The following is a 17,497-nucleotide window of genomic DNA, read 5'->3' on the forward strand; positions in this document are numbered from 1 at the left end:
TGATTTTTCGGGTGGATATCACGCGTGTGCGAAAGCACACGCGCCACGGCCAACGGTCGTGAAGCCATTGGACGAAACGACGAACAGCGGCCAGCCTTTCGTTCCACGGCATTGGAAACTGCTGACGCAGTCAGCGGTTTCGGTGCCGGGCCAATAGGGCCGCGGCATTATGCCAGCCGGCATCGATGACGGCCACGGCCTCGCCCGGGCCATCCATGCCCGGATGCAGGCGCGTCAACACCCGCGCGGGCGGCATTTCCAGCGCGAGTTCGTAGCCGGCTTCGTGCACGATGCGCGCGCTGGCCGCCCAGTGCACGGTGCGCGCCATGTTGTAGATCAGATCGTCGCGAATATCGGCACCACGCCAGAGCCGGCGCCGCCGGTTCGCACTGAAATAGGCACAACTCGGGGCATTGAATACCGTATCGGCCGCCGCCTCGGCCAGGCGCTGAGCGGGGGCCTGGAGCAATTCGCAGTGCGACGGCACGGCCATATCCAGGCGTTGTACGCGTGCGGCGCCCCGTTCGGTGGCTTTATCGGCCAGGCGTTCCAGCCCGGCGTCGCCGCCCGCGACCACGATCTGGGTATCGCTGTTGATGTTGCCGATATACAGCGGCGCGTCGTCACGATAGAGCTCGGCAATCAGTGCCCGAACCGTTGTTTCGTCGAGGCCGATCACCGCGCTCATGCCGTAGCCCTGCGGATAAGCCTCGGCCATGAGCCGACCGCGCCGGGCAACCAGGCGCAGCGCATCGGCATAGTCGATCGCGCCGGCGATCACGGCCGCGGGCCAGGCCCCGATCGAAAGCCCCATCACCGCGTCGGGCGCGCCTGCCTCGGCGACAAGATGCCGGGCCGCAGCAACGCCGGCAACGGTCAGAGCCAGTTGGACCGATTCCGTGCCGGCCAGCGCATCGTCCGTATCCAGCGCCGCCACTTCGCATTCCAGAACATCCGCACTTGCGGCCAATGTATCGCGCACTGCCACACTATCCGGCAGTTCTGCGAGCATGCCGGCGCGTTGCGCGCCCTGGCCGGCAAAGGTAAATACGACGCCCATGGCAATCAGCCCGCGGCCGTGTACGAGGCCCGCTGGTGGGGCACGGACTCTGCCCAGGGGTCGGCACAAAGAAAGGGCCCTTGATCACTTTTGACCAGCACCTTGTCGTGGTCGCCCGCCCAGTCGGCCAGTGCCACCCCGCCGGACGGCGTTTCCATCTGAATATCGCAGCGCGCCGCGAGCACGGCCAGCGAGGCGACGATCCGGGCCGCATCGCGGCGGGTGAGCCGTTGCGGCAGCCGCAGCAGCACATCGATATCCGACGCGGCATGGCAGCTGGCTTCGCCGGTGGCCAGCTCGTAGCCGACGGCGCCGGTCAATCCCCCGCACTGGCCGTGCGCGTCCAGCGCGGCGGCCAGCGCCGGCAGTGCCGCGAGTGCCGGGATGGCCCGTCGGCGTTCTGCCGTGGGCTGTTCGATAAACGCCGCGCACTGCTCCGGCGTCACGGTTTTCATTACCTGTTCTGTGGCGATGGTCGTGGCGAAGCGTTGATTGCGCTGCGCACCGCGTACGCCCACCGGCAGGCGGCCGCAAACGCGTGGCGCGCGTCGCACCACGAACGGCCCGCCGCGGGCGATCAGCGGATTCGCCCAGGCCGGCGCCTCATCACCAACGCTTTGCTGCGCGCACCACAGCAGGTCGTGCGGGCGGGCCGCGCGGCACCCAGCCGCGCCTTCGCTGTAGTCACCCGAGGCGGGTGACATCAATCGCCGTTCCACTGCGCACGCAGACGCTCGCGCACTTTCACCGACGCCGCGCGACCGTCGGCGTGCAGCCGCGCTGCCAAGCTGAAATCCTCGCCGATGTCGGCCAGCGCCCGCCTCAGGGTCTGGCGTACGTGGTCCACATCTTCGCCGTGCGGCCGCTCGGCATCGGCGACCGACACCCGGGCGAACAGCAGGCCCAGGCGATCGAAGCTGGCGATGTCGTAAGCCATGGGCGTGATCGTTTCGGCCAGCTGTTCCACGCCTTCGACGGTACGCTGGGTGATTCGGGCGGCGGCCTGTTTGCCCATGGCATGCACCTGCACGCCGGCATCGTCGAGCGCGATCAATCGATTGGCCTGATAGCCATGGGCGAGAAACGCGCCGGACATGGCCTTGCCCACGATCAGCCCGAGCACCGGATGGCCGGCCTCGCGGGCCACGGCATAGGCCTCGGCCGCGGCGGCCAGCGCCTGATGGATGCCGAAGGCTTCCTCGCTGCGCCCGTAGGCCTGGCTGGGCACATCGATGACCGCGACGATGGCGCGCTTTTGCGCTGCGCCGGCGTCGGCGGCCACGACCTGCCTGACCGCCTGGGCCAGCGCCCAGCCTTCGACCAGACCGACTTCACCGCCGCGCGCCCGCGGATAGGCGTTGTCGGCATCGGGCACGACCGCGATATAGCGCGCGCTGCGCTCGTCGATCGCGCCATCGACGACCTGCACGCTGGCCGGAAAGCCCGCAACGCGGGCGGCATTGTCGGTAAGCGCGGCGAGCCATGCCGCGCCCCGCGAGCCCTGCTCTTGTGTACTCATGACGGATCTCCCGAGCCGTGAATTTCCTGCGCCATGACCTCGCGCGCCCATGCGGCGTCGGCGCGGCGCTGGGTATTCAGAGCGCGCAGCCTTTCCAGATGCGCCTCCACCGCCTGGGTGCGAGCCAGATCGCCCACCGGTCGCGCCACCGCGTTGGCGACGGCGGCACGAATTTCGGCGCTGTCGTCGTCGCAAAGCGTATCCACGAAATGCGTGGCATGGCGCTGGGCACCGCCGGTCAGGCTCCAGATCATGGGCCGATCGCGGGAGTCGAATTCGTCGACGCCGGCTTCCTGTTCTATCACCTGCGGGCCGTTGAGCCCCAGCCGGGCTTCGCGGGTGGCGATCAGCGTCGAGCACAGCCCGGCCGCGATCGACATGCCGCCGAAACAGCCCACCGGCCCGCTGATGACACCAACCACCGGCACATGCTCACGCAGGGCAACGATCGCGGCATGGATTTCGGCAATCGCCGCCAGTCCGCAGTTGGCTTCCTGCAGGCGCACGCCGCCGGTTTCGAACAAAATTACCGGCACGACAGGGGTCTTGGCGCGTGCATCTTCGAGTGCGAGCTCAAGCGCGCCGGCGATCTTCGCCCCGCCGACCTCGCCCATCGAGCCGCCCTGAAACGCCGGTTCGATCGCGGCAACCACGACGACCACGCCGTCGATGGTGCCGCGGGCAATGACCACACCGTCGTCGGCCTGGGTCACGATGTCCTGCAGGGGCAGCCAGGGGGAACTCAGGCGTTCGAAGGGGTCGAGCAGTTCCCGCAGGCTGCCGGCGTCGACTAGATACTGCACCCGCTGGCGGGCGCTCTTTTCGACGAAGCTTTCGCGTTGCAATAGGTCTGCGCTGTCCATCATGTCCTCCCGGCGCTGGCGGCCTGTTCCATGGCCTGGGCAATACGCAGCCGCACCACCGCCGGCGTGGCGCCGAAGTCGTTGATCTCGAGCGCGACCGCCGGCTGCTCGGCATCGGCGAAGATGCGATCGATCACCGCTGTCCATATATCGTTCACGCCGTCGACCGACGTGGTGATCGCTACCGTCGAACGCCCGTTTTGGGCCGGCTCCAGCAGCACTTCCAGATCGCCGGAGCCGACCACGCCGGCCAGCGCCCGCTTTGCGGCCGGGTCACCGGCCGGATAATCAAGCGATAAGCGTTGCATATTCATTCTCCTGGGCGGATTGTTCGCCATTGCAGCGCAGCGGCCAGTCGCGACCGGCCGCGTTTTCCAGTGCGTCGATAAGCAGCGTGGCCGAGAGTAGATCGGCGCTGCCGCCCGGCGAGGCATTCATGGATAACAGCTCGCGATCGAAGCGCGCGAGTTCGCGTGCCCCGGCCCGCGTGCCCGCGCCGCCGCGCTCGATAATCGTCGCCGCCCCGCCCTGCACGCGCAGCAGACCGGCACGCCCGGCCCGACTGAGCACGCAGGTATCGTCGAGCACGGTCATGATGGCGAGCAGCGCATTCAGCCGCGCGACGCGTTCGCTGCAGCCCGCCTTTCTTGCCCGACGCAGCATGGCAAGGCCGGCTTCGCGTATCGGCGGGAAACCGCGACAGGCCTCGCCGCGCGCGCCGGCGACCTGATAACGCTGTACGGCGCGCTGGCCGTTCGAGCGACGCGCCGGCGATACGGCCGGATCGTCGATGGCAGCCATTGCCGCCACTTCTGCCAGTAGCGTATCCGCATGCCATCGACTCGGGCGGCGTGCCGCGGCCGACACGATCAGTCCCAGACACCAGATGGCACCGCGATGGGTATTGACGCCGTCGGTGGCAAGCATCATGCGTGCTTCGCTTTCGCGGCCGAGCAGGCCGAGCTCGGCACGCAGCGTGGCCGGGTCATGTTCTTCGATGGAGGCAGCTGCCATATCGTAAAAACCCACTTCGAGCGCATCCACCGAGGCATGCATGAGGGCACGATTCATGTCCCGATGCGCGCCGCTGCCGCGCCGGTCCACCAGCCCCGGCTTGGGGGTGAGGTCCACTTCCGCGCGCAGCGCGTCGCTGGCCGCGCGCGCCAGCACGCCGGCCAGCGTATCGACGCGTACGGCTGTGCCTGTCGTTGCTATCGTCATCACCAGCTCCGAAAACGCGCCGGCGGCTCGTAAAGCCCGCCGGACCAGTCGACCAGATCCGCGATACTGCTTGCCGCGAGCTGCGAACGCGTGGCTTCGGTACGGCTCACGCCCAGATCCTCGGGCGTACGGACCTTGCCCTGCTCGCGCAGGCGTTTGGTCGTGGCTGCGTCGGCGCTTAGACCCAGCGGCGTGACGCCGGCGACCGCCGCGATCATCGCCCGTCGTTCGTCCAGTGATTCGGCCATGTAGAGATAGGCCAGGCCTTCTTCGGTGAGCAGATGGGTGGTGTCGTCGCCATAGACCATGACCGGCGCCAGATCCAGGCCGGCTTTCTCGGCAACGGTGACCGCGTCGAGGCGGTCCACGAACGTCGGTTTCAAACCCGCCTGGAAGGTTTCGACCATCTGCACCACCAGCTTGCGCCCGCGCGCCATCGGGTCGGTGCTGGGGGCGAGATCGGCCCAGGCCGGCGTGGCATGGCGACGCCCGCGCGCGTCGCAGCCCAGATTGGGGGCGCCGCCGAAGCCGGATACCCGCGAGGTGGTGACCGTCGAGGAGTTCCCGTCGCCGTCCATTTGCAGCGTGGAGCCGATGAACATGTCTGCAGCATAGTGGCCGGCAAGCTGGCAGAACGCCCGATTGGAACGCAGCGAGCCATCCGCGCCGGTAAAGAACACGTCCGGCCGGGCCGCGACATAGTTTTCCATGCCCAGCTCGGTGCCGAAGCAGTGCACCGTTTCCACCCAGCCGGATTCGATCGCCGGAATGAGCGTGGGGTGGGGATTGAGCACCCAGTTTTTCACGATCTTGCCGCGCAGACCGAGCTTTTCGCCATAGGTCGGCAGCAACAGTTCGATGGCTGCGGTATTAAAGCCGATACCGTGGTTGAGCGACTGCACGCCGTGCTGGGCATAGATGCCCTTGAGCGCCATCATCGCCATGAAGATCTGGACGTCGGTGATATGGCGCGGGTCACGGGTGAACAGCGGCTCGATATAGAACGGCTTGTCGGCCTGTACGACCACGTCCACCCAGGAGCCGGGGATATCGACACGGTCGAGCTGGGATACGTCGTCGACGATCTCGTTGGCCTGGGCGATGACGATACCGCCCGAGAAGGCCGCGGCTTCCACCAGCGCCGGCGTGTCTTCGGTCGACGGGCCGGTATAGAGATTGCCGTCGCGGTCGGCCTTGAAGGCGGCGGTAAGCACCACCTTGGGGATCAGGTCCACGAACAGGCGCGCATACAGTTCGATATAGGTATGGATTGCACCCACCTCGATCGTGCCGTCCATCATCAGCGCGCCGATACGATGGCTCTGGGTGCCGGAAAAAGCGAAGTCCAGTTTGCGCGCGATGCCTTTTTCGAACACCGCCAGATGTTCGGGCCGCCCGACGCTGGGCTGGATCATGTGCAGATCGTGGATGCGCTCGGGGTCGAGCTCGGCGAGCGCGCACGACAGGAAATCGGCCTGCTTCTGGTTGTTGCCCTCCGCGATCACCCGATCGCCCGGCGCGATGAGCGCATACAGGGCATCGGTGATGCGCTCGGCCGGCAGCTGTTTGCCGGTGAGCCACGGCGCAACCTGCCCTATGCGGGCCTGCTTGTCGTCGCGGCGCGTTGTCCATTGGCGTTGTGTCATAAGGGGTCCTGGCTTGCGCGAAGCACGCTCACGTTAGAATGCGCTACGCACCGGTTCAATAAACCTGTTGTTTGCTTCGTTAACGTGGAACGGCAACGTCTCGGGGAATACCTGTGAGCAGCGATGAAATCACCCTGCGCAAACTCGAGATCTTTCTCGTGTTCATGCGCGAACGCCATCTGGCGCGGGCCGCAGAGGCCTTGTCGTTGTCCAGCGTGTCGGTGCACAAGGCCATCCATTCGCTGGAAGCCGCCGTGGGCTGTCCGCTGTTCGCCCACCGCAGCCGCTCGCTCGAGCCGCTGGATTCGGCCTTCGTGCTCGAACGCCACGCCAGCGACATCATCGAACGCATCCAGCGCAGCGTGGACGATACCCGCGCTGCCGCCGGCATCTCGCCCAGCATCTTTCGTATCGGCTCGCTCTACTCGCTCACCGTTGCCCTGGTGCCGCGGATCATCAACGCGCTCAAGGCCGAGGTGCCGGACTGCGATATCGAGCTGGTGCTCGGCTCCAACGCCGATCTCGAAGACAAGCTTCAGGCCGGCGATATCGACGCGGCGCTGATCTGCGTGCACGAGCTGAGCCGGCGCCGACATCGCATCGTCAAGACGCTGTTCGACGACGAAATCCATCTTGCCCAGGCCGCCGATGCCAAGTCCGCGGGCGATGCGCCGGTCGACCTGCGCCGCTACGACGGCGAGCCTTTCGTGATGCTGTCGCAGGAGTTTTCTACCGGACGCGACAGCTATCGCATGTTTCTGGAGGCCGGCATTACGCCTCGAGTAGCCCTGCGGGCCAACGACATATTCACGCTCACCAGCCTGGTCAAGGGCGGCGTGGGCCACGCCCTGCTGCCCAAACGCATCGACGACATCTACCCCGGCGCGCTGGCCTTCTCGCCTGTCGTCGAGAATCAGCGCGTCACCCAGACCATCGGCCTGTGCTATCTGAAGTCGCGGCGCGCGGATGAACGCATCGCGGCCCTCGAAAAGGCCGCGATCGCGGTCACCGGCTAGCACGCCCGCCTTAGCCGCCGAGCAGCGCACGCACCACCAGATACAGCACCGACGGCCCCAGCAGACAGCCCAGCCCGGTGTAGAAGGTCGCGGTCATCGCGCCGTAGGGCACCAGGCGCGCATCGGTGGCCGCCAGGCCGCCGGCCACGCCGCTGGTCGTGCCCATCATGCCGCCGAAAACGAGAGCGGCCGACGGATTGTTGAGCGATATCGAACGCGCCACGGCCGGCGTGATGATCATCACCGAGATGGACTTCACCAGCCCGATGGCAATCGAGAGCGCGATCAGATCGGAGCTGGCCCCGATCGCGCTGCCGGTCACCGGGCCGACGATATAGGTCGCCGCCCCCGCGCCGATCGTGGTGACCGATACCGGATCGGTATAACCGAACGCATAGGCAATGGCCCCACCCAGCGCAAACGGCATGATGATGCCTACGAACAAGGCGACCACGCCGTTGAGGCCGGCCTTGCGCAGCTCCTCCACGTCGACGCCGAAGGCCGTGGCGACGATGGCGAAATCGCGCAGCATCGAGCCGCCCATCAACCCCAGGCCGGAAAACAGGGCCACGTCGGCCAGCCCGTCTTCGCCGCCGGTCGCCACCCCGCCGAGATAGGACAACACCAGCCCGGCCGCGATGGCGATCGCGGAGCCGTGAATCCGCCCGCCGGTGAGGTGCTTGGATACGAGATTGCAGACCAGCATCAGCAGGCCCACCGCCGCAAAAGCGGTAATCAGGCCGTTGCTGGTGAATACGTCAACGAGGCGTTCATGCATCGCGATCACCCCGCTCGGTTTCGATATCGTCCAGGGCCACCGCATACTTGCCCTGGCCCAGACGCGCAATGACCGGTACCAGCGCAAAGCTCACGGCCACCACGGCCAGGCCGCCCACCAGAGCGACCGGGCCACCGGTGACCGCGCCCACCACGTTCTGGCTGGCCGCCATGGCCACCACGATCGGGATATACAGCGAACTCCAGAACTCGACGCCGCGCCGCGACGAGGTATCCAGGCAACCGGCTTTCTGTAGCCGGTAAACCACGAACACCAGCAGCAACATCGCAAGGCCCACGCCGCCGACGTTCGAACTCACGCCGATGGCCATGCCGATGAGCTCGCCGATGATATTGCCCGCGAGCATGCAGGCGGCCAGCAACGCCACACCATAAATGATCATGGCTCCTCCTCTCGTTGTGTCATTTTCGTTGTACGACGAGTGAACGACAGCCGCGTGCGCCCAATCAACGAATACCGTGTTAAGCGTCTTAGCCTGAATATAAATGCCTCGCTGAATCAGTCGCTTGGAAGACCGTGCCTACGACGATGGTCATAGAAAATACGCGCATTCGAGGCGATGCCCGACGGTCGTTCGCCACGCCGACGCGTGGGATCAACGGTTCGGTCTCACGCCGACAGGGGCTGCCGCCCCATGAGCCGATCCGCCCCGGGCGCGGGCACGCAGTCTTTCTGACGGACGCTGGGCCTGGGGATTCGGTCCGGGGGATTCGGCCCTGGCGATATCGGCTTTCAGCACAGCAATAAAGATTGGCGCTGTGGCCAGCCTGGATGACGATCTTCGGTGTGGCGACGAGAAGATGGCGAAGATGCGGCCGTGCCTCCGCCCGCGTAGGGCGCGACGGCGATGGCGCGCTGCGCTTATCCGGCCGAGAGGAAACGAGCTATTGGCTGCCTTCATCACGTCGGGCGGCTCGGAGCACAGGCGGGGCACAGGCTTTTAGCCGGCACACGGCGCTGCGGCGCGATACCCGGCACCGGCATCTCGGCTTGAAGCCGAAGCACGATGGCACGTCTGCCCGGGCCACACACCCTGGCCTTGCGAAACGCATTAATTACGCGCAAGAAAAAGGCCGCTCGATGAGCGGCCTTTTCGCAGACTGGTGGAGCCGGACTCTTTCATACCTGTCAATTCGGTCCCGATTCATCAACAGGTTACGCCCGGCGGTTATCAAAATATCCCAACCTGATACCGACTCTGGCTGGCGGTACTAGATGGCTTTGACCCCCCCCCCCCGACCATACCCCGTTATTGAGTAGCACGCTGATCTAGAGTTCAATCACCCGAACTCTGGAGATTGGACATGAAGAAGCGCTATACCGAAGAGCAGATCATTGGTTTTCTCAAAGAGGCCGAGGCCGGTACGCCAGTTAAAGAGCTGTGCCGTCCACACGGTTTCTCGGAAGGCAGTTACTACACGTGGCGGAACAAATTCGGCGGCACGGACGTCTCGGACGCGAAGCGTCTGAAGGCGCTCGAGGCCGAGAACAGTCGCTTGGAGCGGCTCTTAGCCGAGTCGATGCTCGAAAACTAAGTCACGCGCGAGGCCTTGCGAAAAAAATGGTAGCCGCAGCAGCCAAGCGCGAGCTGGTGCGGTTTATGGGTAAGCGCGGGTTGAGCGAACGGCGCTCGCTGGCCGTGGTGGCCATGAGTGCCAGCACATTCCGGTATCAGCCTGCGCCGGATCAAAACGAACGCTTGCGAGCCGAGATTCTGCGTCTGGCACAGCGTTATCGTCGCTACGGCGCGCCGATGATCTATCTCAAGCTTCCGCTAGGCCGGCTGGACCGTCAACCACGAGCGCGTCGAACGACTCTATGCCGAGCAAGACCTGCAGGTTCGACGAAGACGCCGAAAAAAGGTACCGATATCCGACCGGCAGCCGTTGATACGTCCCGCTCAGGCGAACGAAGTCTGGTCGATGGATTTTGTGTTCGATCGAGTCGCCGATGGCCGTGCCATCAAGTCTCTGGGCATCGTCGACGACGCCACGCACGAGTGCGTGGCACTCGTGCCCGGTCGATCAATGAGCGGCACGCAAGTCGCCCGTGTACTTGATGAGTTGGCGCTCACCCGCGGCCTGCCGGCGATCATGCGATCAGACAATGGGCCTGAATTCATTGGCAAGGCCATGCTGAACCGAGCACACAACAACGATGTGCAGCTCAAGCAGATCGGGCCCGGCAAACCGAACCAGAACGCCTATATCGAGTCCTTCAACGGCCGCTTCCGAGATGAATGCCTGCACGAGCACTGGTTCGTAAGCCTCGCCCATGCCACCACGATCATCCGAGGCTGGCATCGGGAGTACAACGAGGAGCGACCGAAAAAAGAACTCAGCGGGCTGACGCCCGCTGACTATGCTACGCAAATGGCCGCAGAGGCGGCCATTTAAACCCTGGGACTCTGGGTCGAAACGCTACTGAAATCGGGGTATGGTCGCGGTCACAGGACACCTCCGCCAGAATTGCCTACCGACCTGTGTATCCGTTACAGCCAGAGCGCCTCAGTCACGCGGCGCCCAATGTGTGCGTGAACTGTAAAATGCTCACCAGATACGTGTCTTTCGCGAGCCCCGACTAGTAAGCGCTACTAGTCGCAAGTGGGATATCCGCAATACATACGGCCTCGATAGAAGGACGCAACAAGCTAAGTTTTTGCTTTCACAAAATGCGAAGATAGAGCACTAATAGACGATATCAGGAGGACCAGACCACTGATCAAAAACAGCGGTCGATATTCGCCTGTCAGTAATAGCACCTCAGCCATTGCGTAGCCCGAGGCGGCTTGCCCCAAAGCAAATGCAGCGGTCGCCTTTGCCCAAAATGCCTTATGATTCTCTGAGCCTACGAGCTCAGCGATTCGACCTGATGTGAGGGCCACCACGCCTGGGACCAGTGCGCCCACGACTACAGACGAAAAACTACGAGCAATCAGGCTCACCGTTATAAACGGCAGCGTTACAGCAACGGCTTTGAGTAGTAACGCTCCGAATAGACTCTTGTTCCAACCAACGATTGATACGACACGACCAGCCGCGATCGGGCCGAGCAGAGCGCCGAATCCGAACAGAGCCCACTGCAAGTTGGCTGCCTCGACCGGCAAGCCAGCGTCACGTTCCAGAAAATCGACCCAGAAGACGGTATGCGGCACGAAGCCGATAGCATCACCAACATAAGCGATCAAAACCAGTATTACAGCGATAATAGGGGCGCGATCGAGCTTAGCAAACGTGATTTCGGGAGCGCGCCCCGGCTGAATCGATTTTACTGACGGTAAACCTGATGCAGCCGCTATAGCCGCCATTCCAACTGCCACCACCATGCCGCCCAATACTAACCACGCAACTGTAAGATTTACTTCGAGAAGCGGAGGAATAAAAACAGCCGATAGAACGGCACCTGCGCCGATGCCCATGAAAGCGAGCGTGCCCACGACGGGGCGGTCTTCATGTTTAGTATGTGAGATAGCGATCGATGGGCCGATCACCATAAGCCACCCCCCGGTAATGCCTGATATGAGTCGCCACAGAAAAAACCAGCTGAAAGGCTCAGGCCATGCACATAGCAGAAAGCTCAGCGCGGAGAAAAGGACAGCGACCATTATCAGCCGCGCATCGCCGAAGCGATCTGAAATACGCTTGGCGCTAATTGCACCAAAAAGATAACCCAACAGATTGGCTGCTCCTAGGAAGGCAGCCTCGGAATTATCGAACCAGTCTTGCGCGATAAGGGTTGGAATTAACGGCGTGAAAGCGAATCGTTCCAGCCCGATTCCGATGAACGTCGCGCTGGAACCAATTAAGGTTGCTCTCCAATTATTTTTTAGGAACTGCATTATTCATCGTCGGAGGAAATGAAACTTAACTTTCACAGAGTCAGTCGGTCGTTGAAAACTCTTTAGAAAGATAGATACAATCTGTTTGAAAGATGTAATAAGAAGCAGTAGCTACGGCAGAATAACTTGCTGGAGAGGCAATGGAGTTCCGATCACTGCGCCTGTTCAAGACGCTTGCCAGAAATTGTAGCTTTGCCGAGACCGCACGGTTCGAGCATACCGTTCAGTCGAATGTGACCAGTCATATCAAAAAGCTTGAGGCAGAGCTCGGTGTTCAGTTATTCGTTCGTAAGGGTGGTGTACGACTAACTGCGGCAGGCCGTCTGTTGCTCGAGCACGCGGATCGCATACTTAATGCCCATACCGTTGCCGTGGACGCTTTTCGGCCCGATACTGAGCCGTCTGGCTACTTGCGCATCGGTTCGATGGAAACGACAGCAGCCGTTCGCTTGGGCACGGTCATAACCCGATATCATAGGCTCTATCCTTCGGTCCGCCTAGAATTGAAGACCGCGCCGACATCTGAATTATACTCGGGCGTGCTGGAAGGTGACCTCGATTGCGCCTTGGTCGGCGGCAAGGTCAATCACCCCAGCTTGCGGTCGACGCCGCTTTTCGAAGAAGAGCTTGTGTTGATCTCTGGCGCACCAGTCGCTGATGTGTCTGATGCGTCTGCTTTGACTGAGTCACCTTTCTTTGCTTTCAGACAAGGTTGCCATTATCGGCATAAAATAGAGTTGTTCCTTGCGGCGCGAGGTATCCACCACGTCAAGATTTTCGAGTTCGGATCGATCGAGACTATATTAAGTTGCGCGTCCGCGGAGATGGGCTTCGCGCTTCTTCCGCGTAGCGCTGTCGAGGCCCGTGCCAGAGATTTTGGGTTATACATTACAACAGTTGAAGACGAGATCGCACTAGCGACTACTTATCTCGTATCGCACGAGTCACATGGCTCGACCGCTGCGGTGAGTTCGTTCCGGGAGCTTCTCATCAATAGCAGGAAGGTTGAGCCGTTTGAGCGCGGGGGCGTGGGCTCTCAAGAACAATCCGACGAGACCGTCTTCGTGAGCTAGATTGATACGAGGTCGAGAAGATAGAGGTAAGTGGCTGTAGGTACTGTCAACATCACGATATGTCGGCCGTGAGAGCCCCAACTCATCTCCCAACTTGAGCGTTCGACTGAAGCGCTCGTTAGGATTACGCTGATGGACACGGGAGATATGAGTTGAGCCGACACGAACATGAATATCCAGCAGAGATACTCGACCAGGTCGGGCATATGAGTAACTTCATGCAGCGGCGGGAAGAAAATAGCCCATAGCAGCATAGGGTGGAGTCCAATTACCGACAGTGCCGGTAGTACCACTGTAATAAGGAAAATCTGAACAGCACTCGCGCCGAGGACATCGAGCATGCCGTCGGACAATGCTGACCTCGCCGCTGGCACGAACCCGCTCACAGCGGCCATCAGCAGACCGGAAGCTAGAAACAGCGTGATCTGAGGCATAGTTTTCGAGATGAGAGCCTCTATACGCTTGCTCAGATCGTTGACGCTATGCGATAGACAAATCCCTGCGCAGCCTGTGGTTGTCATAGCTAAAGCAATAGCCGAGACCGTGGTTGCGTTCAGACCTACCTTTATCGTGATAGCCAATACGATGAAGGCAGCGGTGGCTGAGCTTAGCGCGAATCGATCCGCTGGTGTAGGCGATGGTCGATCTGCAAGCTGACCTTGTACGGCATTAGACTCTCCTTCGATTACCGAGAGCCACATCGATAGCACGGCGATTGGCGATCCAAACACTACGGCCTTTAGGAGCGGAAAATCGTGCAACGATGCATTGACAGCGCCTGCGCCCACGGTGGTCGGCAAGAGAAACATGCTGGCACAGATTGCGCGCATAGCGATCACGGCGTGGCGTTTTGCATCAAGGCCCGATGTTCGTGCCAATGACCCGATTATCGGGGCGAGTGCCAAACTCAGAAAGAGCGCCAACCCTGTGTAGAGACCGAACAGACGTGAGACGTAGCCACTGATCCAGCCTTGGGCGAGCGTGCCGGCGACAACCTGATTCAGATTCTTGTCGATCAGGTATGACCGAAGCAACCCGATACCAATGAGAAGAAGCAGAACCGAGTCGAAATGATTCAATCCATCAAGTAAATTCGGGGAACCGGCCGTAAATAGGCACAGTATCAACGCGATCGCGATGGCGATTAAACCGATGCGGCCAGACAGCGCCCTAGCCACATTCTTGAAGTGTGTGGTAAAGAGGTATAGTGCCGCAATTGGAACACCCCAAAGCGCGGCGCTGGAGCCGATAGAAACTGGATGAGTAAGCGTCCGAAGGAATAGGCAGATCAGCAAAAGACATGAGACGCGCGTGTGGCAGGCTGCTGCCACACGCGATCTAGCTCCCTTCATATTCGGCGAACTCCGTCATCAACGTCTGAACCATGTCACGAGCAGTAAGCTCACGGGCAAGCGGGGCGCCCTGCCCCGCCCAGTTTGGAGAAAACTCCCCGTTGCCCGCTTTCTTGGCTTCGGCGTTAAGCATCTTCGCCGCGGAGTAAGCGACCGGATAGTCAGGAATCGTTTCTAAATCGAGCGGCTCGATTGTCTCTTGAAAAATTCCACTGATACCACGAGCGGGGCGGCCAGAGATCGAGCGCACTATCTGAGTTTGATAAGCGGCGTGACTTTTGAGTTTAGCCCGATGAACTTCGGTCGCCGAGGATTCAGGGCAGAGAATGAAAGCGGTGCCGAGCTGAACTCCGATCGCTCCGAGGCTCATCACGGCGCGCATGCTGGACCCGTTCATGATTCCCCCTGCCGCGATCACCGGTATGTTGACCGACTTACGGACGAGCTGGACCAGTGTGTGCAGCCCGATTTCATCGTCACGACTTGCGTCGAAGTTTCCGCGATGGCCACCGGCTTCGACCCCTTGAGCAACGATCGCGTCGACACCAGCTAGTTCGGATTTTCGGGCTTCGGCGGTGTTGGTCACGCATGTGATGACCTTTCCGCCGTAGCTTTGTATCGCGTCGATTGCAGATTGGTCAGGAAGACCGAAATGGAAGCTTACAATCGCGGGTTTGCGCCGGAGCAGCATGCGCAGCACGTCGGGATCTTGATCGAACGGAGAATAGCCCTCAGTTAGCGATGTGGGCGGCGCGGCATTGTTATTTCGGAAATGCTCCGAAAGCTTGCTGATCCATTCTTGCCGAGTTTGTTCCAAACAAGCGGCCGGTCTGTGGCAAAAGAAGTTCACGTTGAAAGGCTTTGACGTGAGCTCCTGTGTCTCAGCGATTGCCTTCTCGGCTTTTTCGACAGAACTGCTGCCTAAGCCGAGTCCACCAACCGCGCCGGCTTCACTTACTGCGGCGGCGAGTTGCGGCGTGGCGACGCCGGCCATAGGCGCCTGAAAAATGGGTGTTTTAGCGCCGAACAATTCGGCAAATGTTGAGTTGTTGGTTAGCATGTTGATTCCATCTTGCACTTGGAGCATCTCACTTGCGGTGAAGTGGAGTTGTTGAGGCCGCTGTATTTGTTAGTTCACATTTGGAGCAATGGAACTCTGTCTTCTAGCGAAGTCGATCGATCAGAAGCGCGGCTGGAAATGCGTTCAAGGAGGTCATTGACCACGCCAGCGGCATCGACTAGAGCTGTAGATTTGACGTAGGGTCGGGGCACGATGTAGGTGTAGAACTTCGCGCCCTCGCAGATTGTTCCGAGTGCCCACGCATTCGGTTGAGGATGGCCATTGCGGTCGATGACGCGTTGATTGCGATCTACGTCGATCCCGCCCGGCGAGTAGTCTTCGTTCTGGAAGGGGCGAGCGAGTCCGTTATCGATCATCGCTCTCATAAGTGGCGAGATGTCAGTGAGTGGATCGCTATGAGGAATCTGCGCCCTCACGAGCACGTCCGCAGCAAAGCACGGGCCTTCCGGAAGTTTGCTGGTTACAGTGAACGCCTTTCTTTCGCTATCAAGCTGCATATCTGGCCCCGGTCCGAAGTCCATGCAGACGTGCCCCGACTTCACCAGAGCGATCAACTGGCACATTCGATTTAGAGGCGGGCCCACCGCGAGACGATTCATCGCCGGAAGAAAGTTGCTTTTGAAGCGCCGATGCGAGTCGGCCGTTAGCGCGCCGTGGTCGATGCATGAGCGAAGCACGTCGCGCGTATCACGGAGAACGTCGCAAGCGGCTTTATATGGATTGTCGACGTTGCCTTCGGATGCGTTCTGCACATCGGTTCTAAAGAACCTTAGAAGCCAGTCACGAAACGCTGGGTAATTTGATCGAGCCTCAGATGGTATTGGATCACTCAGCTGCGTCCACGACAGCAGTTTCGCGTCTGGAAAGAACGCTGCGCAGATCTCGTCAGCCCGACTCTCATCGCTGTCAGACATTGAGAGATCAAGCAAACGAGCAAATTGATTGCCCTCACAACGGCTGGCGTGAGAAAGGAAAAATGCGTGGCGCATTTCCCGCATTAGCAACGGCAAAACATGCGTCTCGAAATCAAGTTTTCCATGCAGTGTCTTCAACATGGAGACCGCCCTGGGGGTGAAAAAACGCGCTTGATGCTGTTCGTCGTCGCGCTTTCGGTTGACCGCACGAGCGGAAAGTGGAAGTCCGCTTCGTGAGTACAGGATAATCGAGGGCTCTTTTCCGGATGGATGGTATTTCATCCCATCGCTATTATGTTCCCTACTGAACCAGCCGCCACGACCGATCGTAAGTGTTGTTACTGCGTCGATCGCAGTCAGGCCCATGCCCTGGATCGCGACCTTCGCGGCTGGCGCCACATCTTTTAGTTGTTCGGCCATCCTCGACTTACAAGGAGCCACGTAGCGAAGGTGCGGATTATCCTGCTTATGGTCAGCAACGAACTGCTGACATCGTTTATCGAACGAGTCCCCTTCTACGCTTGCATGGCCCGTAGTCAGGATCACGTTGTCGACGAAATAGTTCTCGCCGTTCTCAAGAGCTAGGCGAAACTCCCCGCCGGGTTCGCGTTCGAGTTCCACCGCATTATGCCGAACGGGAATCACGTCGCAATATCGCGCTAATCGTTCAGAAAGATAGCTGTAAACCCATCGCATGTACCGACCGAACACTTTCCTGGGTAGATAAGTGTTCGGCCCATCGTCAAGATACTTAGGTGCGTTTAGTAATGCCCAGTCATGCAAGTTTGGGCCTGGCAATATCGGCCCTGAGTCTTCGACCGTATGGTCCATAAACATAGTGATTTGTGAAGCGACCGTATTAAGCAGCATATGATCTGGCTGCTCGATCTCATGGATGCCCTCGCCTGAGGCTGTTGGATCGATTAAGTAAATGCGTTGTAGCGGAAACTTTTCACGCAGGCTGGCGAAAGCCGTAAGCCGCTCAAGCACATTGATTCCTCGAGGCCCCAGGCCGATCAGCGCAAGACTCTCAGCATTGCTCTCCATCATTCCCGCCCTCACGGTGTGAAAATAATAATTTTCGAACACGAGGTAAAGCTAAATTATTCAATGGC

The 17,497-nt window shown here is 60.7% G+C and carries 15 protein-coding genes and 1 pseudogene; 3 read left to right on the forward strand and 13 right to left on the reverse strand.

What is annotated here, in order from left to right:
• Positions 1-130: 130 nt before the first annotated feature.
• Genes C84B14_RS14305 through mdcA form a run of 7 tightly spaced genes read right to left on the reverse strand, consistent with a single transcriptional unit; the run spans position 131 to position 6,309 of the window.
• A complete protein-coding gene (locus tag C84B14_RS14305; protein ID WP_353225082.1) occupies positions 131-1,060 on the reverse strand; it encodes an ACP S-malonyltransferase in 930 nt (309 codons plus the stop codon).
• Between the two features lie 5 nt (positions 1,061-1,065).
• Complete coding sequence (locus C84B14_RS14310; RefSeq protein ID WP_353225084.1) at positions 1,066-1,764, reverse strand: malonate decarboxylase holo-ACP synthase; 699 nt, start codon at positions 1,762-1,764, stop codon at positions 1,066-1,068.
• Complete coding sequence (gene mdcE / locus C84B14_RS14315; protein WP_353225086.1) at positions 1,764-2,579, reverse strand: biotin-independent malonate decarboxylase subunit gamma; 816 nt, start codon at positions 2,577-2,579, stop codon at positions 1,764-1,766. The genes C84B14_RS14310 and mdcE overlap by 1 nt, the downstream gene beginning before the upstream one ends.
• Entirely contained in the window at positions 2,576-3,445 is an 870-nt protein-coding gene (locus tag C84B14_RS14320; protein WP_353225087.1) for a biotin-independent malonate decarboxylase subunit beta, read from the reverse strand. The genes mdcE and C84B14_RS14320 overlap by 4 nt, the downstream gene beginning before the upstream one ends.
• On the reverse strand, positions 3,442-3,750 hold the full coding sequence (locus tag C84B14_RS14325) for a malonate decarboxylase subunit delta (protein WP_353225089.1): 309 nt from the start codon (positions 3,748-3,750) through the stop codon (positions 3,442-3,444). The genes C84B14_RS14320 and C84B14_RS14325 overlap by 4 nt, the downstream gene beginning before the upstream one ends.
• On the reverse strand, positions 3,731-4,663 hold the full coding sequence (locus tag C84B14_RS14330) for a triphosphoribosyl-dephospho-CoA synthase (protein ID WP_353225091.1): 933 nt from the start codon (positions 4,661-4,663) through the stop codon (positions 3,731-3,733). Before C84B14_RS14330 ends, C84B14_RS14325 begins: the two co-directional genes overlap by 20 nt.
• Positions 4,663-6,309, reverse strand: a complete 1,647-nt coding sequence (mdcA, locus tag C84B14_RS14335) for a malonate decarboxylase subunit alpha (protein ID WP_353225093.1) — start codon at positions 6,307-6,309, stop codon at positions 4,663-4,665. The genes C84B14_RS14330 and mdcA overlap by 1 nt, the downstream gene beginning before the upstream one ends.
• A 113-nt stretch (positions 6,310-6,422) precedes the next feature.
• On the opposite strand from mdcA, the gene C84B14_RS14340 reads away from it, so the two are divergent.
• Positions 6,423-7,325, forward strand: a complete 903-nt coding sequence (locus C84B14_RS14340; RefSeq protein WP_353225095.1) for a LysR family transcriptional regulator — start codon at positions 6,423-6,425, stop codon at positions 7,323-7,325.
• A 10-nt stretch (positions 7,326-7,335) separates the two neighbouring features.
• Here the strand turns inward: C84B14_RS14340 and madM are convergent, their stop codons facing one another.
• The gene (madM, locus tag C84B14_RS14345) at positions 7,336-8,103 is read right to left on the reverse strand and encodes a malonate transporter subunit MadM (protein ID WP_353225097.1); all 768 of its coding nucleotides are present in this window, start codon (positions 8,101-8,103) and stop codon (positions 7,336-7,338) included.
• On the reverse strand, positions 8,096-8,506 hold the full coding sequence (gene madL / locus C84B14_RS14350; protein WP_293624040.1) for a malonate transporter subunit MadL: 411 nt from the start codon (positions 8,504-8,506) through the stop codon (positions 8,096-8,098). Before madL ends, madM begins: the two co-directional genes overlap by 8 nt.
• A 922-nt stretch (positions 8,507-9,428) precedes the next feature.
• On the opposite strand from madL, the pseudogene C84B14_RS14355 reads away from it, so the two are divergent.
• Positions 9,429-10,520: pseudogene (locus C84B14_RS14355) on the forward strand (IS3 family transposase).
• A 254-nt stretch (positions 10,521-10,774) separates the two neighbouring features.
• Here the strand turns inward: C84B14_RS14355 and C84B14_RS14360 are convergent.
• Entirely contained in the window at positions 10,775-11,962 is a 1,188-nt protein-coding gene (locus tag C84B14_RS14360) for a YbfB/YjiJ family MFS transporter (protein WP_353225099.1), read from the reverse strand.
• Positions 11,963-12,102: 140 nt separating this feature from the next.
• Here C84B14_RS14360 and C84B14_RS14365 point away from each other — a divergent pair, with 140 nt between their 5' ends.
• On the forward strand, positions 12,103-13,035 hold the full coding sequence (locus tag C84B14_RS14365) for a LysR family transcriptional regulator (RefSeq protein ID WP_353225101.1): 933 nt from the start codon (positions 12,103-12,105) through the stop codon (positions 13,033-13,035).
• Here the strand turns inward: C84B14_RS14365 and C84B14_RS14370 are convergent.
• The 3 genes from C84B14_RS14370 to C84B14_RS14380 form a co-directional block, all read right to left on the reverse strand.
• Positions 13,032-14,213, reverse strand: a complete 1,182-nt coding sequence (locus C84B14_RS14370; protein ID WP_353225103.1) for a hypothetical protein — start codon at positions 14,211-14,213, stop codon at positions 13,032-13,034. The two genes, C84B14_RS14365 and C84B14_RS14370, sit on opposite strands and share 4 nt — an antisense overlap.
• A 160-nt stretch (positions 14,214-14,373) precedes the next feature.
• Positions 14,374-15,447, reverse strand: a complete 1,074-nt coding sequence (locus C84B14_RS14375; protein WP_353225105.1) for an NAD(P)H-dependent flavin oxidoreductase — start codon at positions 15,445-15,447, stop codon at positions 14,374-14,376.
• A gap of 74 nt (positions 15,448-15,521) precedes the next feature.
• Positions 15,522-17,471, reverse strand: a complete 1,950-nt coding sequence (locus C84B14_RS14380) for an FAD/NAD(P)-binding protein (protein WP_353225107.1) — start codon at positions 17,469-17,471, stop codon at positions 15,522-15,524.
• Positions 17,472-17,497: the final 26 nt, after the last annotated feature.

The organism is Salinisphaera sp. C84B14, assembly GCF_040361435.1.
Classification (GTDB): domain Bacteria; phylum Pseudomonadota; class Gammaproteobacteria; order Nevskiales; family Salinisphaeraceae; genus Salinisphaera.

What these genes read in the sequence shown, in the direction of transcription:
- madL (WP_293624040.1), bottom strand. Translation starts at nt 8,506, where the DNA reads ATGATCATTTATGGTGTGGCGTTGCTGGCCGCCTGCATGCTCGCGGGC.
- C84B14_RS14360 (WP_353225099.1), bottom strand. Translation starts at nt 11,962, where the DNA reads ATGCAGTTCCTAAAAAATAATTGGAGAGCAACCTTAATTGGTTCCAGC.
- C84B14_RS14325 (WP_353225089.1), bottom strand. Translation starts at nt 3,750, where the DNA reads ATGCAACGCTTATCGCTTGATTATCCGGCCGGTGACCCGGCCGCAAAG.
- C84B14_RS14330 (WP_353225091.1), bottom strand. Translation starts at nt 4,663, where the DNA reads ATGACGATAGCAACGACAGGCACAGCCGTACGCGTCGATACGCTGGCC.
- mdcE (WP_353225086.1), bottom strand. Translation starts at nt 2,579, where the DNA reads ATGAGTACACAAGAGCAGGGCTCGCGGGGCGCGGCATGGCTCGCCGCG.
- madM (WP_353225097.1), bottom strand. Translation starts at nt 8,103, where the DNA reads ATGCATGAACGCCTCGTTGACGTATTCACCAGCAACGGCCTGATTACC.
- mdcA (WP_353225093.1), bottom strand. Translation starts at nt 6,309, where the DNA reads ATGACACAACGCCAATGGACAACGCGCCGCGACGACAAGCAGGCCCGC.
- C84B14_RS14310 (WP_353225084.1), bottom strand. Translation starts at nt 1,764, where the DNA reads ATGTCACCCGCCTCGGGTGACTACAGCGAAGGCGCGGCTGGGTGCCGC.
- C84B14_RS14320 (WP_353225087.1), bottom strand. Translation starts at nt 3,445, where the DNA reads ATGATGGACAGCGCAGACCTATTGCAACGCGAAAGCTTCGTCGAAAAG.
- C84B14_RS14305 (WP_353225082.1), bottom strand. Translation starts at nt 1,060, where the DNA reads ATGGGCGTCGTATTTACCTTTGCCGGCCAGGGCGCGCAACGCGCCGGC.
- C84B14_RS14365 (WP_353225101.1), top strand. Translation starts at nt 12,103, where the DNA reads ATGGAGTTCCGATCACTGCGCCTGTTCAAGACGCTTGCCAGAAATTGT.
- C84B14_RS14375 (WP_353225105.1), bottom strand. Translation starts at nt 15,447, where the DNA reads ATGCTAACCAACAACTCAACATTTGCCGAATTGTTCGGCGCTAAAACA.